General features: G+C 31.8%; 16 protein-coding genes. 13 read left to right on the top strand and 3 right to left on the bottom strand.

The window, feature by feature from the left end:
- The first annotated feature begins 39 nt into the window (after positions 1 to 39).
- Positions 40 to 375, top strand: a complete 336-nt coding sequence (locus O3884_RS04420) for a zinc ribbon domain-containing protein YjdM (protein ID WP_371451968.1) — start codon at positions 40 to 42, stop codon at positions 373 to 375.
- Positions 376 to 532: 157 nt separating this feature from the next.
- Positions 533 to 1,888: an MFS transporter gene (locus O3884_RS04415; RefSeq protein WP_371451967.1), complete on the top strand. Its 1,356-nt coding sequence runs from the start codon at positions 533 to 535 to the stop codon at positions 1,886 to 1,888.
- An 87-nt stretch (positions 1,889 to 1,975) separates the two neighbouring features.
- On the opposite strand, the gene O3884_RS04410 is transcribed toward O3884_RS04415, so the two are convergent.
- Positions 1,976 to 3,190, bottom strand: coding sequence for a lipid II:glycine glycyltransferase FemX (locus tag O3884_RS04410; protein ID WP_371451965.1), 1,215 nt, complete (start codon positions 3,188 to 3,190; stop codon positions 1,976 to 1,978).
- A gap of 163 nt (positions 3,191 to 3,353) precedes the next feature.
- On the opposite strand from O3884_RS04410, the gene O3884_RS04405 reads away from it, so the two are divergent.
- The gene (locus tag O3884_RS04405; RefSeq protein WP_371451962.1) at positions 3,354 to 3,626 is read left to right on the top strand and encodes a hypothetical protein; all 273 of its coding nucleotides are present in this window, start codon (positions 3,354 to 3,356) and stop codon (positions 3,624 to 3,626) included.
- A 2-nt stretch (positions 3,627 to 3,628) separates the two neighbouring features.
- Positions 3,629 to 4,084 (top strand): hypothetical protein, encoded by a 456-nt coding sequence (locus tag O3884_RS04400; protein WP_371451960.1) that lies wholly within the window; start codon positions 3,629 to 3,631, stop codon positions 4,082 to 4,084.
- A 71-nt stretch (positions 4,085 to 4,155) separates the two neighbouring features.
- On the opposite strand, the gene O3884_RS04395 is transcribed toward O3884_RS04400, so the two are convergent.
- Positions 4,156 to 5,250, bottom strand: coding sequence for a metallophosphoesterase (locus O3884_RS04395; RefSeq protein ID WP_371451959.1), 1,095 nt, complete (start codon positions 5,248 to 5,250; stop codon positions 4,156 to 4,158).
- Positions 5,251 to 5,754: 504 nt separating this feature from the next.
- On the opposite strand from O3884_RS04395, the gene O3884_RS04390 reads away from it, so the two are divergent.
- Positions 5,755 to 6,804 (top strand): DUF389 domain-containing protein, encoded by a 1,050-nt coding sequence (locus tag O3884_RS04390; protein WP_371451957.1) that lies wholly within the window; start codon positions 5,755 to 5,757, stop codon positions 6,802 to 6,804.
- Positions 6,805 to 7,162: 358 nt separating this feature from the next.
- On the opposite strand, the gene O3884_RS04380 is transcribed toward O3884_RS04390, so the two are convergent.
- Positions 7,163 to 7,789 (bottom strand): superoxide dismutase, encoded by a 627-nt coding sequence (locus O3884_RS04380; protein WP_314395779.1) that lies wholly within the window; start codon positions 7,787 to 7,789, stop codon positions 7,163 to 7,165.
- Between the two features lie 466 nt (positions 7,790 to 8,255).
- Here O3884_RS04380 and O3884_RS04375 point away from each other — a divergent pair, with 466 nt between their 5' ends.
- The 8 genes from O3884_RS04375 to O3884_RS04340 form a co-directional block, all read left to right on the top strand.
- Complete coding sequence (locus O3884_RS04375; protein ID WP_371451955.1) at positions 8,256 to 9,425, top strand: hydroxymethylglutaryl-CoA synthase; 1,170 nt, start codon at positions 8,256 to 8,258, stop codon at positions 9,423 to 9,425.
- Between the two features lie 11 nt (positions 9,426 to 9,436).
- Positions 9,437 to 10,705, top strand: a complete 1,269-nt coding sequence (locus O3884_RS04370; protein ID WP_371451953.1) for a hydroxymethylglutaryl-CoA reductase, degradative — start codon at positions 9,437 to 9,439, stop codon at positions 10,703 to 10,705.
- 426 nt (positions 10,706 to 11,131) lie between these two features.
- Positions 11,132 to 11,323, top strand: coding sequence for a CsbD family protein (locus O3884_RS04365; protein WP_371451951.1), 192 nt, complete (start codon positions 11,132 to 11,134; stop codon positions 11,321 to 11,323).
- Positions 11,324 to 11,835: 512 nt separating this feature from the next.
- Positions 11,836 to 12,075: a GlsB/YeaQ/YmgE family stress response membrane protein gene (locus O3884_RS04360; protein ID WP_371451950.1), complete on the top strand. Its 240-nt coding sequence runs from the start codon at positions 11,836 to 11,838 to the stop codon at positions 12,073 to 12,075.
- A 48-nt stretch (positions 12,076 to 12,123) separates the two neighbouring features.
- Positions 12,124 to 12,702: an alkaline shock response membrane anchor protein AmaP gene (amaP, locus tag O3884_RS04355; RefSeq protein ID WP_371451948.1), complete on the top strand. Its 579-nt coding sequence runs from the start codon at positions 12,124 to 12,126 to the stop codon at positions 12,700 to 12,702.
- A gap of 11 nt (positions 12,703 to 12,713) precedes the next feature.
- Positions 12,714 to 12,875 (top strand): DUF2273 domain-containing protein, encoded by a 162-nt coding sequence (locus O3884_RS04350; protein ID WP_294682755.1) that lies wholly within the window; start codon positions 12,714 to 12,716, stop codon positions 12,873 to 12,875.
- Positions 12,876 to 12,901: 26 nt separating this feature from the next.
- Positions 12,902 to 14,212, top strand: a complete 1,311-nt coding sequence (locus O3884_RS04345; RefSeq protein WP_371451945.1) for an Asp23/Gls24 family envelope stress response protein — start codon at positions 12,902 to 12,904, stop codon at positions 14,210 to 14,212.
- Positions 14,213 to 14,237: 25 nt separating this feature from the next.
- Positions 14,238 to 14,529: CsbD family protein (locus O3884_RS04340; RefSeq protein ID WP_371451943.1), on the top strand; the 292-nt coding region annotated here is incomplete at its 3' end.

Here is a 14,529-nt window from a genome sequence, read left to right as displayed (position 1 = left end):
TATCCTTTGTACAAATATGAAATTTTATGGAGGAAACAAATGACATTACCTAATTGTCCAGAATGTAAAAGTGAATATACTTATGAAGATGGAAATATGCTAGTATGTCCAATGTGTGCTCACGAGTGGTCACCAGAAGATACTAGTGCAGCAGAAGAGGAAAAAGTTTACCGCGATGCTAACGGAAATGTACTTCAAGATGGAGATACAGTTTCAGTAATTAAAGATTTAAAAGTTAAAGGTAGTTCTTCTACATTAAAACAAGGAACTCGCGTTAAAAATATCAGATTAGTTGATGGAGACCACAACATCGATTGTAAAATTGATGGTTTTGGAGCTATGAAACTAAAATCTGAATTCGTTAAAAAAATATAATACAAAAAGAGCTGACTCAATAGTATGATTTTGATGAAATCATTAATGAGTATAGCTCTTTTAATTTTTATATGGCTACTTAATCTTCCGAAAATAGAAAAGATAGTATATAATAAATATGTTGAAAATAAATTGAAAAGAATTGAAAGGAAATACAATGACGAAAATTCAAAAACGTTTATCTATGATAGCTTTGCTTTTAGCTAATTTTATAGGTGGACTTGATACAACAATGTTGAATACTGCATTACCGCAAATTATTAAAGATTTAAATGGTATAAACCAATTAGGTCTGTTAACTTCTATGTTATTATTTTTTATAGCCATGACTACTGTCCTTTGGGGTAAGCTTGGAGAAGTAATAGGTAATAAAAAAGCATTTCAATTATCAATTTTAATCTTCGCAATAGCTTCTATACTAGGGGGATTTTCTGTAAATATCTGGATGATGGTATTTGCTAGAGGATTAATGGGTATTGGTATAGGAGGAATGATTTCTATTCCTTTTGTAATATATGCTAAGCTTTTTCCTGATGCGAAAGAAAGAGCTGTTGCTTTAGGAAGGGTAACAGCCTTCTATGGTGTGGCAAGTATCTTAGGTCCTATTGCTGGTGGTTTTGTAGTTGATGTATTAGGGTGGTCTTGGATATTTTTTAGCCTTATTCCATTTTCAGTAGTTTCTTTAGTATTAATCCAAATTTTTTATAAGGAAACTGTAATTTCACAAAAACCAAGAGTTGATTACATTGGAAGTGGACTATTAGTTATTATTTCGGGAGTTATTCTTTATTGGATTAGTAATCTTCCGAAACTTAATATATTTATGAATAGTTTACTAGCAATATTTGTAATTGTTAGTGGTTATATACTATGGAAGTGGGAAAAAAAGGAAACAGAACCGATTCTGCCAATCAGTCTGTTAAAGAATATGTCTTACATTACGAAAAACTTAATTATGGTGTTGGTCTATGCTTTTGCCATCGGATATAGTATTTACGCTCCAATGTGGGCGCAGGTTGTATTAGGAACTAGTGCAACTATGGCAGGTGGGACACAGATTTTTAGTTCTATCGCAGTTATGTTAGCAACGAGATTTTCTGCTAAATTTATAAGTAAATGGTCGTTTGAAAAACTTATAAATATAGGTTTTATGGCGATGGCTGTTTCAGTATTTATGATGGCCTTTGCTCCAATAGGTGTTTCTTATTACTATATTTCGATTAGTGGTGCTTTCCTTGGACTTGGCCATGGTTTGATTTTCCCATCAGCACAAGTAGCATTTCAAGAAGTCGTACCTAAAGAACAACTTAATATAGCTACTACTTTTAGCTTATTATTAAGAACATTAGGCCAAACTCTTATGGCATCAATTTATGGTTTAGTATATGCTAGCCAAGTTAATGGCATTAACAGTATAGAACACTCATATCAAGGATTACATATAATCTTTATTATTGCAGCAGTTGCAGTTATATTTGGATGGATAATGAACAAAATTACTTGGAAATTATAATAACAATTTTCTTTTTATATACATTAAAATAATAGATTAAAATAAACAAACAGTCTGTAAACCATAATGATTTACAGACTTGTTTTTTTATCTTTTGATTAGTTTTAATATTTTTCTTCTTAGTGGTAATCCGTAGTTGTACATTAAATTGAATATGTGAGAGATTACTAAATCGAACTCCCCGTAGTATTCTACGATATTTGGAGCGAATTTTGATTTAAAACCAAGTAGACTGTCGTTTAAATCTCCTTCGATTCCACCCATAGAAACTTCTTTAACACCCATTTCCTGGGCTTTTTTCATCGTATCAGAAAAGACTTTATACTGGGCAGGAAGTTTCGCGAAATCTTCATTCATACCAGCGTAAATAATTTCTGCATGGTTACCATAAGCGATAGTAATCGCGGCACTTATAACTTGATCCTTGCTCTTATCTTCTATCTCTAAGCTATCGAATAAAACGATTAGCTTTTCAATTCCGGCTACTTGCTCAAGAAGGGTGCGTTTTTTCTTCGGTGATTTTTCTCCAAGAGCTTCAATTTCATCTTCAATAGCTTCTTTTCTAGAATGGCATTCTTTTACAGCTTTTTCTACATTTATATATGAAATATATAATAAAGCATTATCTCCAAAAGTATCTAGTAAGTTTTCGAAATACTCACGTCCACGAAGAGAGATATTTTTTCTTTTTTCAGTACAAGCTAGGGCGAAAAGGAAGTCATCAAGATTCTCTTTACCACAACGTCTAACTTCAACGAATTTTTTCTCTGCATCACGAATTAAGCGACGTGTATCTTTTGGGAAAAGATCAGGAACTTCTTGTTCAAGTTTCGTAACTGTGTTAAAACGCGGTTGGATAGTACTGCTCATATCAAGGCTAAAACCTTTGTGTTTATAGCCATTCTCCTTGAATACTTTAATAAGACTGTTGTTCTCTCTATCTACCTCTACATCCTTAAACACTGCTAACTTCTCATCTTTTACCGCAGTAGGGATATCTAATTTAACCATTTTAGCACCTTTTTCTTTGGCAAATTTCTTAAGGTTAGTTAAAAAGAAATTAAGTAGCTCAGTATTAGTATAATCAAGAATTGGACCACGTGGTGCATACCATAATCCTTGACGAGTTAGAATTTGAACAGCCGCTACAATATTGTCATTTTCATCTGCGACAGCTACTCTTACAGCACCCCAAGTATTTTTAATGTGAGACCACTCGATAGCTTGCATCATATTGCCATGTTTATGATTTTTTATAAATTCAGTATATTTTTCATCGTTAATATTTGTTAAAAATTTCATTATTCAATAATCCTTTAACTAAAGTACAATTAATCATAACAAATTATAGTAGAAAAATCAATTTTTAGAAGGAGTGAGCGATAAATAAGTTAATTAAAATGTTTACAAGCGCCTACAAAACCTATATAATATTTATAAAGAATAAAAAAAGGAAGTAATTGCGATGAACATGAATACATTGTATATTATGCTAGGATTTATATTTGTCTATGCGATGATTTCTAGCGCAAGAGATAAGATAAAAAAGCGTGATGAAAAGAGTAAAGAAGCATTTGAAAGACTTCAAAGTCCAGCTTATAAAAAAGAATTAGAAAAGGTTATAAACTTAAGTCAAGATGATGCATTTAACATTGCAGCATTAAGAAAAGCATACTTTTTAAATGGAAAAGATGCGAAAAAACTAATAGAAATTGTAAAAAGAAGTAAAGGAATTTAATTATGAAGATAGCATTAATTATTATTTTAGCAATAGCGATTTTTATGTTCTTCTCAACTAGAAACAGTAAGTCAAAAGAAGAATGGGCAGAAAAACAAAAAGTGAGTAAAGAAAAATTTAATGAACTTGTGAAAGATAGTAATAGAGAAGAAGTACTTTCAGTAGTCGATGCTACTAAAGGAGATATTCACAATGTTAAAATGATAAGAGATAGATATACAGATCTAGTACTTTATGATGCAAAAGCACTATGGGAAGCTGTGAAAGAAGATGCTTTGAATAAACGTAGGGAAGAAACAAAAGAATTAATTGCTAGTGATTATACTGATATAAAAGAAGTTGTTAATCCAGATGTTGGTGATATTGCAAATATTAAAATTATTAGAGAGCACTATGGTTTAGATTTAGTGCAAGCAAAAGAACTATGGGACAGCATCAGAGATGAGGTTAAACAATAATATTTCAAGATATGAATAAAATTCAACCCCAAGAGTTAGAATATACTAACTTTTGGGGTAATTTTTATATTTTATTTTCCTTCAATAGTAATCATCCATACTTCACTACGAGCTGAAGTTTTGAATGGTGGTCCCCAGAAACCATAACCCGCAGAAGTGAAGAAATGTTTACCATTAATCTTTGCGTAGCCATGATCTAGAGTATAGACTACATCTGTGATAAAGTTTAACGGCCATAGTTGTCCGCGGTGAGTATGCCCAGAGAGCTGAACATCTATAGGTAAGGTAGCGTGATAATCGACAGCATCAGGTTGATGATCGACAAGAACGATAGTCTTATTTAAATCAACGCTCTTAAGAAGGTCGGCAGTATCAAGTCTATCACGACTGACACTCTTATCTTTACGACCAACTAGAGTTATATCGTTATTAAGTGTGATGCTTTCATCAAATAGTGGGATTATTCCAGTCTTTTTAACTTCGTTTACTATTTCTAGTGCATCACGGTCGTGATTTCCCATTGTAGTATAAACGCCTAGTGGAGCTTTTAGCTTACTTAGATTCTCTTGCATGTTGCGTTTTTTGTACATAACCATATCATCGTCCATAAGGTCTCCTGCGATAACTACAGCATCTGGCTTCTCTTCATTAACAATCTTGTTTAGTTTTTCAAGTTGAGGATTTGAGAAAAATGTTCCGAGATGAAGATCTGATACCATGGCGATTTTAATAGGTTTTTCAATGTGTTTATCTACCTTGATAGTTTTATTAATCACAGTAGGTGAGTATGCCCAAAATAATCCAAGAGCAGTCATACCTAATAAATATAGAGTAGTTATACTTAAACTAATTCCTTGAGAAAGATTTAATTTAAAGATTTTCAGTAATAACTTAGCAACTAATAAGATAATACCTATGACAGCACCATTTAGGAAGTAAAAGTACCAAACGTTTCCGTAGTTTACCCAAGGTGCTCCTAATCTTAACATATAAGCTATAATAGAAAAATTAGCAATGATAAATAGTGCGATACCAATAGCTAGTTTAACCTTAGGGGGAACGAAAGGTGAGATCATCCATTTTAAGCCTAGCCACATCAGAAATACAAGTATTTCATATACTGCGAATACTCCGATGAAACCAGCGATAAATTTCCAATTATTCAATATTAATTCTCCTTCAAATTATTTAATAACAAATGTAGGAATATGTTATATATTCAAACAGAGTGCCTTTAATTATATAATATGTAGTTTAAATTGTCATTAAATTAGGATGGATAGGTGATTCTTTTAAGTGTTGTAACTTCTTAATCTTAAAAGTTATTGGTGTCATTGCTGCTGGAATGATGTTGAGTGTAACCATATCTATCTGTTGCATCTTTGTTCTTAGAATAAGGAAACTGAAATTTTGTCAGTTCTCTATCTTGGAAAGGATATAAAAATCTTTTAAACTGATGGGTTTCTTAGTGAAAGACTGTGAAATTTTTGATATAATATAAAGTATCAACTGATAGATGCTTTTTTATTTATCTAGAAAAAAGAGATATTTTTTAGAAGACTTACAGGTGAGAACTAAGGAAATTTAAATACATATGTAATGTTTGATAGAAAATCACTCTATCCTCATCAATAGATAAACAGAAATAAATTAAATAAAAGGAGAAACAGATGCCTGGAAATTATTCAACACGTGAATACCGTGAAAAATTATACGATGATCTTCATGTTAGATCGAGAGATATAGCGATTTTGATGTGTGCAATTTTTATTGCCTCTATCGGACTAAATATGAATTCAACAGCTGTTATTATAGGAGCCATGTTAATTTCACCTCTTATGACACCGATTGTTGGACTGGGATTAGGTTTAGCTATTTTTGACACTCGTTTAGTCAAGCAAGCTCTAGGGGTTTTACTTACTCAAGTATTGGTCAGTTTACTTGTATCAACTCTATATTTCTGGATTACTCCATTATCTTATGCAAGTAGCGAATTGATTTCCCGAACTTCTCCAACGATTTGGGATGTCCTAATTGCTATTGCCGGTGGGATTGCTGGTGTAATCGGTTCAAGGAAAAAAGAAGCAAACAATATTGTGCCAGGAGTAGCCATTGCTACAGCGCTGATGCCGCCTATCTGCACTGCCGGCTATGGTTTAGCTAATGGAAATGTACGATTTTTATTTGGAGCTCTCTATCTTTTCTTGATTAACTGTGCCTTTATAATGCTAGCCAACATTATTGGGGCAAAAATTTTAATGAGAAAATCTCCCTTAACTTCATTCAAAGAGCTAAGCATTAAAATGAAAATTGGTTTGATATCTTTGATTGTATTATTGGTTGTTCCAGCCAGCTATTCGGCAGTTACTCTGACTATAGAACAAGCGAGAAAAGAAGGTGTCAAACAGTTTGTAGGAAAAGAGTTTGCCGATCATACGGTTATCAATCAAGTCTACAAGTCAAGGGACAATGAATTGGTCTTGACAATTGTTGGTGATCCGATTTCAGAAGAAGAATTAGAAAAAATTCACCAAAAACAAGCCTCTTACGGTATTCAATCTGTTAAATTGAAAGTTAATCAAGTTCAGAATTCGGCAAAATTAGATAGTGAAGCGACCAAGGAATTTTATGAAATTATTAATAAATATATCGATCAAAAACTATCTGAAAAAGATTCACAAAAAGATATTGTAAAAGAAAATGAAGCAGACAAGGGTTAAGGATATTCTATATCCTCAATCCTTGTCTTTTTAGATTGATTTTTTTAGAAACAGTAGTTAGGTCTTTTAGTATAGCTCGCCTAATAACTTTGAAGGTTTCATCGCGTTCTAAGCCTAATTGGATATCATTATGATATAAAAGGGTAAGATATTTATGCTTTATCATAGTTGGTCTTATTTCTAATTTAAACATTTCATACTTAATTACAACGTAAAAAAATCATTTCAGAGTAGTTTCCACATGATTGAAATAAATAAGGTTATAAGTGATTATATTGAAATTGAAAATTTACTTTAGAAACTGCTGAATAAAAGCATCCAGGAAATTAGATTTCCTAGATGCTTTTTATCTATGTAATTATTTACCTAATTTTTCTAAGTGTTTAGCTAGGCGTTCGTTAACGAAATCCCAGTTTACAACACGGAAGAATTCTTTAATGTAGTCTGGACGACGGTTTTGGTAGTTTAGGTAGTAAGCGTGCTCCCAAACGTCTAATCCAAGAATTGGAGTAAGACCTGTTAAGTATGGAGAGTCTTGGTTAGCTGTAGAAGTAACAACTAATTTACCTTCTTTATCTAACGCAAGCCATGCCCAACCACTACCGAATCTTGTAGCTGCTGCAGCTGAGAAACTCTTAACGAATTCTTCGTATCCACCAAGTTCAGCTTCAACTTTTTCTTTAACTAATCCAGCGAATTCAGAAGAATCTGCTTTAGTTAGTGATTGCCAGAATAGGCTGTGGTTGTGGTGTCCACCACCATTGTTGATAACAGCTTGACGGATGTCAGCAGGTACGTTATCGATGTTTTTTAATAGACCACAGATGCAGTTAGCTTCGAATTCTGGGTGTTTTTCTAAAGCTGCGTTTAAGTTGTTAACGTAAGCAGCGTGGTGTTTATCGTGGTGAATTTCCATAGTTTTAGCGTCGATAACTGGTTCTAAGTAATCGAATCCATAAGGTAATTCAGGTAATTTAAATGTCATAGTAATTGTCCTCCCGGAGTTTTTGTAAATATATTATTATTATAAGAAAAATATTAAAAATAAACAACAAAAATGCTTACAAAAAAATTTTTTTATTAGAAAGAAACTATTTTGTAATGTGGAGAAAGAAAATATTTTAGAGAGAAAAATGTGGTATTTTCTTAGTGATTTACTTGAAAAAAATATTATATGTGAAATTTAGAATATTTATAACATAAATGTGCTCTTTGATATACATATAATTTAATTTCTGTTTTATAATAGATTTATTCATGTTTTATAGTTTTTCAATGCTATCTGTGGACTATTTTCAAAAAATCTTATACAATAGTATCTGTATAGAAAGTTTTAACAATAAAAGAAAGTTTCTGGCTATTAGACTTTAATTTTTAAGTGTTTAATAGTATAATATAGTTGGAAAAATTGTATAGATAAATGATCGAAATTAATCGAAAGGAATTTGATAATGAAAATAGGAATTGATAAGATTGGCTTTGCGATGCCAAATTATTATTTAGATATTCGTGATTTAGCGACAGCTCGAGGAATTGAACCTGATAAATTCACTAAAGGTTTATTACAACTAGAAATGAGTATACCTCCTGTGTCTCAAGATATAGTAACTCTTGGAGCACAAGCTGCATATGAAATTTTAGATGAAGAAGATTTAGAAAAAATTGATATGATTATCGTAGGAACAGAGTCAGGTATTGACCAAAGTAAGGCTTCTTCAGTATTTATTCATGGTCTATTAGATATTCAACCATTCGTACGTGCTATCGAAGTTAAAGAAGCATGTTACGGAGCAACTGCGGCATTAGATTTCGCAAAAAACCACGTTATGAATAATCCAGAATCAAAAGTACTAGTTATCGCTAGTGATATTGCGAAATACGGTGTTAAATCTTCTGGAGAATCTACGCAAGGTGCAGGAAGTTGCGCTATGTTAGTAAGCAGTAATCCAAGAATCTTAGAGTTCAACAATGATAATGTTTGTTTAACTCGTGATGTTATGGACTTCTGGCGTCCGAACTATTCACAATATGCATTTGTAGAAGGAAGATTTTCTACTGAACAATACCTTGATTGTTTAACAACTACTTGGAATAGATATATTGAAAAATCAAAACAAAGCCTTAATGACTTTTCAGCGGTATGTTTACACCTCCCATATCCTAAACTAGGATTAAAAGGTTTAACTCTATTATTAGAACAGGCTGAAGAAGAGAAGAAAGAAGAGTTACTTGCTCGTTTTAACGAGTCTATTTTATACAGCCAACGTGTAGGTAATATTTATACAGGATCTCTATTCTTAGGGTTATTATCACTACTTGAAAATAATAACACATTAGAAGCAGGGAATAAGATTGGTTTATACAGTTATGGAAGTGGAGCTGTTGCGGAAGTATTCAGTTTAACTCTTGTAGAAGGTTATAAAGATCAATTAAGAAATAATCGTTTTGACGATTTCGATAAGAGAACACGTATTTCAATAGATGAATACGAAAAAATGTTCTTCAGAGATACTACGGTTGATGCAGAAGGAAACTTAGATATTTCTGATATTAAAGATGAAAGTAGATTTGTCTTAGAAAAAATAGAAAATCACAAGCGAGTATATAAAAAACAATTTTAATAGAGGGAATCATGGGAAAAATTTGGAGTGGATTTTATAAAAAAAATATTAATGAACGCTTAGAGGTTATTGAACAAGCTGATATTTTAAGTGAAGAGTATCTTTCTGTTTTAAAAAATAATGAAGTTTTAGACTTTGATACGGCTAATAATATGGTTGAGAATGTAATAGGAACTTTCTCGTTACCTTTTAGTGTTGTACCAAATTTTGTCGTTGATAATAAAGAATATGTGGTACCATTCGTTACGGAAGAACCATCGGTAGTTGCTGCTTGTAGTAATGCTGGAAAAATCGTAGCGAAGTCTGGTGGTTTTAAAACAGAAGTCCTAGATAGGAAGATGGTAGGACATGTAGCTTTATATAATATAGCTAACACTGATGAAGCGGTCGAACGTATTTTACAAAGTAAAGATTTACTTTTAAAAACAGCGAATGAGGCTTATCCGTCTATCGTAGCTCGTGGTGGAGGTGCTCGTGATATTGAGGTTAAAGTTCTATCAGAAGATGGGACGGACTTCGTAGTTGTTTACCTTATCGTTGATACTTTAGAGGCGATGGGGGCGAATATGCTAAATACTATGCTAGAGGCACTTAAAGTTTCGTTAGAATCACTAACTGAGGGTGTAGCTTTAATGGCGATTTTATCAAATTATGCGACACGCTCTCTAGTTACAGCGAAATGTACTATTCCATTTGAAAACTTAGGAGAAAATGGAGAGTATCTTGCGAAAAGAATCGAACTGGCTAGTAAATTTGCTAAAGCCGATGTTTACCGAGCAGCAACTCACAACAAGGGTATCTTCAATGGTATCGATAGTGTTGTAATAGCGAGTGGAAATGATTGGCGAGCTATAGAAGCGGCATGTCAAAGCTACGCTGCTAAAGACGGTAAGTACCAAGGACTTTCTACTTGGTGTTGTGATGAAGAGGCTAAGGTGCTTTTAGGAGAAATTACATTACCTATGCCGGTTGCAAGCGTGGGTGGTTCTATCGGAATAAATCCTACTGTAAAAGTGGCGCGAGAATTATTAAACAATCCTGATGCGAAAACTTTAGCGAGTATACTCGTTTCTGTTGGACTAGCTCAGAACCTAGCAGCGCTAAAAGCGTTAGTAGGAGATGGAATTCAAAAAGGTCATATGAAACTACACGCAAAATCTTTAGCGATTTTAGCTGGAGCTACTAATGATAATATTGAATTAATCGTAGAAGAACTAAGAAAAGAAAAACATATGAACTTAGCTAGCGCTAAGAAAATAGTAGAGAAATATAATAAATAATATTCAAGAGAGATTAGGATGCCTAGTCTCTCTTATTTGATAATTTTAGTAAGTTCTACATCCTCTATGAATAAATCTAAAATAGATTAATAAATTTAACCTCAATAAACTGTTAAAAAGAATAAAGGAATCTGTTTATAGTAGAAATATCTAAAAAATAAATAGAAATTACTGTTGTTATAAGATTTTTTATTGTAGTATAAATGTAGTGAGAATACTGTTACTAGTAGCTTTTTAAACTGTTTCATGATAAATAATAAAACTTTTTTAAATTTGCGAGCAGTTTCATTGATTAATAATTTGAAATGATATATTATATAAAGTATAGAAATTAACAAATTAATATCTATGAAAAATATTTAAAGAAAAGTATATTTAATTTCGATTTATAGAAAAATTGATAGGTAATATACAGGAGGCAAAATTATGTCATTAGAAAACAAATTCGAAGAAATCAAAGGATCAGTTAAAGAAGGTTTAGGAAAATTAACTGGAGATAAATCATTAGAAGGTGAAGGTTTAGCAGAACAAGTAGTTTCTAAAGTAAAAGAAGCTGCAGAAGGTGCTAAAGATGCAGTAGAAGGCGCTATTGACAGCGTTAAAGAAAAATTAAAATAAGACGAATGTTTATTGAATTCTTTTGTTAGGATATGGATAAATTGAAGTAACGAAGGAAGAGATTCAATATTTTTGTACTATAGGTGATTGGCGGAAGTAAAGAAAACTTGGCCAACCACCTATTTTTTTATACAGATTTTTTAAGGTTGATAAATAATTATATTAATCACAAATATTTCTAAAAAACATTTATAAATTAAAATCAATAAAACTGTGTTATATGAATAGGTTTTATTTGTTATTGATTAAAATATTAAAAATAATAATTTAAAATTTATATAAATCTTATTTTTATAGTAAATTTTGATTTATTTTTTCAAATATATATTTATGATGAAAGCTGTTTTAATTATTGATTAATTAGTGTTTCAACATAAATTATAAAACTTTTTTAAATTTTGTGAGCAGTTATATTGATTTAAAATAAAAAGTGATATATCATATCTATAATAAATATTTGTTATTAGTGTATAAATATTTATATAAAATAATTAAAGAAAGGAGAAATAATTATGATTTGGTCAATTATAGTAGGTGGTTTCATAGGGTTTGTAGCTGGCGGAATCACAAAAAAAGGCGGAGCCATGGGTATCATTTCTAATGTTATCGCAGGTTTAGTAGGTTCATCAGTAGGACAATCATTATTTGGAGCTTGGGGTCCAAGCCTAGGTGGAATGGCGTTAATTCCTTCTATCTTAGGTGCGGCAATTGTAGTAACTATAGTATCAATATTCTTTGGGAAAAAATCTTAAATAATTTTTTTCTAAAATGAATAGTCAATTTTTGAAAGGAGGTTTAAAATGTCTAAAACAAAAAAAATAATTTCTATTATTGTTTGTCTATTAGCTTTAACGGTTATGGTTCCTATTATGATAGAGTATCATAATGTTAGCGGGTTAGATCCACAATTTTTAGATTTACAATTATTCGATTGGAAACAATTTTCTTTCTTAGAATTTTATCTTTCTAGATATATTTTCTGGGGAGCATTAGTATTATCAACATTGATAATTCTTTCAATATTAGTAATAGCATTTTATCCTAAACAACATTTAGAAGTAAAACTATCTGATAAAGGTGGTAAATTATCACTAACAAATTCAGCTATTGAAGGATTTGTTAAAAATTTAGTGATTGAGCAAGGATTAATTAATAATCCATCGGTAAAAATAAATAATAGAAGAAATAAATGCCGCATTAATGTAAAAGGAGAATCAGCTTCTTCAGAGAATATTATTCAGAAGAGCGATGAGATTCGAGAAGGAATAAAAGATGGATTGGTTGAGTTTTTCGGTATAGATAAAGCTGTAAAACTTAAGATTTCTGTTTCAGATATTCAGAAAAAGGCAAATAAAAAGAGTACAAGTCGTGTAAAGTGAGGACATAAATTATGGAATGGCTAAAAAAACATCAATACACTGTTGTATCAGGATTATTGGGAGCATTTCTAGCTTTTTTAATTCTGTTCTTAGGATTTTTCAAAACTATTTTTGTTTTGATTTTCACTGTACTAGGAATTGTAACAGGATATTATATAAAGAACAAAATATAAAAATTTGTAATTAGGAGAAAAGATATATGTCTAATCCAAATGAAAATAACGTAGAAAAAAAAGAATTAACTACAAGTAATAGTGAGGCTAGAGGAGAATTGACATTTGATAATGATGTAATTAAAAAAATTATCGGTCAAGCTTTAGAAAATGTTTCAGGATTACTAGCAGTTGATGGAGGTTTTTTCTCAAATTTAACAGATAAATTAATTAATACTGATAATGTTACATCAGGTGTTAATATTGAAGTAGGTAAGGAACAAGTAGCTGTTGATTTAAATATCATAGTAGAATATAAAAAAAATGTTCCTGAAATCTTTGAGGAAATTAAACGAGTGATTACAACTGATATAAATAAAATGACTGGACTAGAGGTTGTAGAAGTTAATGTCAATGTAATCGATATTAAAACTAAAGAACAACATGAAGCAGATTCAGTAAGTTTACAAGATCGTGTGTCTAATGTTGTTGAATCAACAGGAGAATTTGCATCTGATACCTTTACATCAGCTAAAGCAGGTATAAGTGATGGATTTTCAGTAGTTAAAGAGAAAGTCGGAGATGCAACTGAAGTAGTTGTAGATAAGGCTGTAGATGTAAAAGATGCAGTGGTAAACAAAGCTGTAGATGTAAAAGATGCAGTAGTAGAAAAAGCATCAGATGTAAAAGAAGCAACTGTAGACAAAGTAGAAGAAGCAAAAGAAGTAGCAACAGAAGCTAAGGAAGCGGTAGTAGAAAAAGCAGAAGAAGCAAAAGAAGCCACAGCAGAAAAAGTAGAAGAAGCGAAAGAAGTAGCATCGGAAGCTAAGGAAGCAGTAGTAGACAAAGCAGAAGATGTAAAAGAAGCGACTGCAGACAAAGTAGAGGAAGCGAAAGAAGTAGCAACAGAAGCTAAAGAAGCAGTAGTAGAAAAAGTAGAAGATGCAAAAGAAGCAACTGCAGAAAAAGTAGAAGAAGCAAAAGAGGTAGCAACAGAAGCTAAAGAAGCAGTAGTAGAAAAAGCAGAAGATGTAAAAGAAGCAACTGCAGACAAAGTAGAAGAAGTGAAAGAAGTAGCAACAGAAGCTAAGGAAGCAGTAGTAGACAAAGCAGAAGATGTAAAAGAAGCGACTGTAGACAAAGTAGAAGAAGCGGAAGCAGTAGTAGACAAAGCAGAAGATGTAAAAGAAGCGACTGCAGACAAAGTAGAAGAAACAAAAGAAGTAGTATCAGACAAAGCAAATGAGGGATTCGCGGGGAAACTATTTTCAAAAGTGAAAGAAGCTGCAGAGGATGCTAAAGATGCCGTAGAAGATGCTTATGACGGCGTAAAAAACATGGTAAAAAAAGATAAATAAAAAGTAATATTTAGGAGGCACTATTATGTCATTAGAAAACAAATTTGATCAATTAAAAGGTTCAGTAAAAGAAGGATTAGGGAAATTAACAGGTAACGAAAAATTACAAGCTGAAGGATTCGCAGAAAAAGTAGTTTCAAAAGTAAAAGAAGCAGCAGAAGATGCATTTGACGGTGTAAAAAATGTAGCTAGTGTAGTAGCGGATAAAGCGGCAGATGTTAAAGATGCAGTAGTAGAAAAAGCAGCAGAATTAAAAGATGGAGCAGCAGATAAAGCAGAAGACGTAAAAGATGCTGTAGAAGATGCAAAAGAAGTAG

Origin of the sequence: Gemella sp. 20925_1_85, from assembly GCF_041433735.1 — a bacterium.
Classification (GTDB): domain Bacteria; phylum Bacillota; class Bacilli; order Staphylococcales; family Gemellaceae; genus Gemella.
Note: the sequence above shows the minus strand (reverse complement) of the source record. Positions and strands in the feature narration are given on the sequence as shown.

Coding starts and splice junctions, on each gene's coding strand:
- O3884_RS04420 (WP_371451968.1), top strand. CDS start 40: ATGACATTACCTAATTGTCCAGAATGTAAAAGTGAATATACTTATGAA.
- O3884_RS04405 (WP_371451962.1), top strand. CDS start 3,354: ATGAACATGAATACATTGTATATTATGCTAGGATTTATATTTGTCTAT.
- O3884_RS04400 (WP_371451960.1), top strand. CDS start 3,629: ATGAAGATAGCATTAATTATTATTTTAGCAATAGCGATTTTTATGTTC.
- O3884_RS04345 (WP_371451945.1), top strand. CDS start 12,902: ATGTCTAATCCAAATGAAAATAACGTAGAAAAAAAAGAATTAACTACA.
- O3884_RS04365 (WP_371451951.1), top strand. CDS start 11,132: ATGTCATTAGAAAACAAATTCGAAGAAATCAAAGGATCAGTTAAAGAA.
- O3884_RS04390 (WP_371451957.1), top strand. CDS start 5,755: ATGCCTGGAAATTATTCAACACGTGAATACCGTGAAAAATTATACGAT.
- O3884_RS04350 (WP_294682755.1), top strand. CDS start 12,714: ATGGAATGGCTAAAAAAACATCAATACACTGTTGTATCAGGATTATTG.
- O3884_RS04360 (WP_371451950.1), top strand. CDS start 11,836: ATGATTTGGTCAATTATAGTAGGTGGTTTCATAGGGTTTGTAGCTGGC.
- O3884_RS04410 (WP_371451965.1), bottom strand. CDS start 3,190: ATGAAATTTTTAACAAATATTAACGATGAAAAATATACTGAATTTATA.
- O3884_RS04375 (WP_371451955.1), top strand. CDS start 8,256: ATGAAAATAGGAATTGATAAGATTGGCTTTGCGATGCCAAATTATTAT.
- O3884_RS04370 (WP_371451953.1), top strand. CDS start 9,437: ATGGGAAAAATTTGGAGTGGATTTTATAAAAAAAATATTAATGAACGC.
- O3884_RS04415 (WP_371451967.1), top strand. CDS start 533: ATGACGAAAATTCAAAAACGTTTATCTATGATAGCTTTGCTTTTAGCT.
- amaP (WP_371451948.1), top strand. CDS start 12,124: ATGTCTAAAACAAAAAAAATAATTTCTATTATTGTTTGTCTATTAGCT.
- O3884_RS04380 (WP_314395779.1), bottom strand. CDS start 7,789: ATGACATTTAAATTACCTGAATTACCTTATGGATTCGATTACTTAGAA.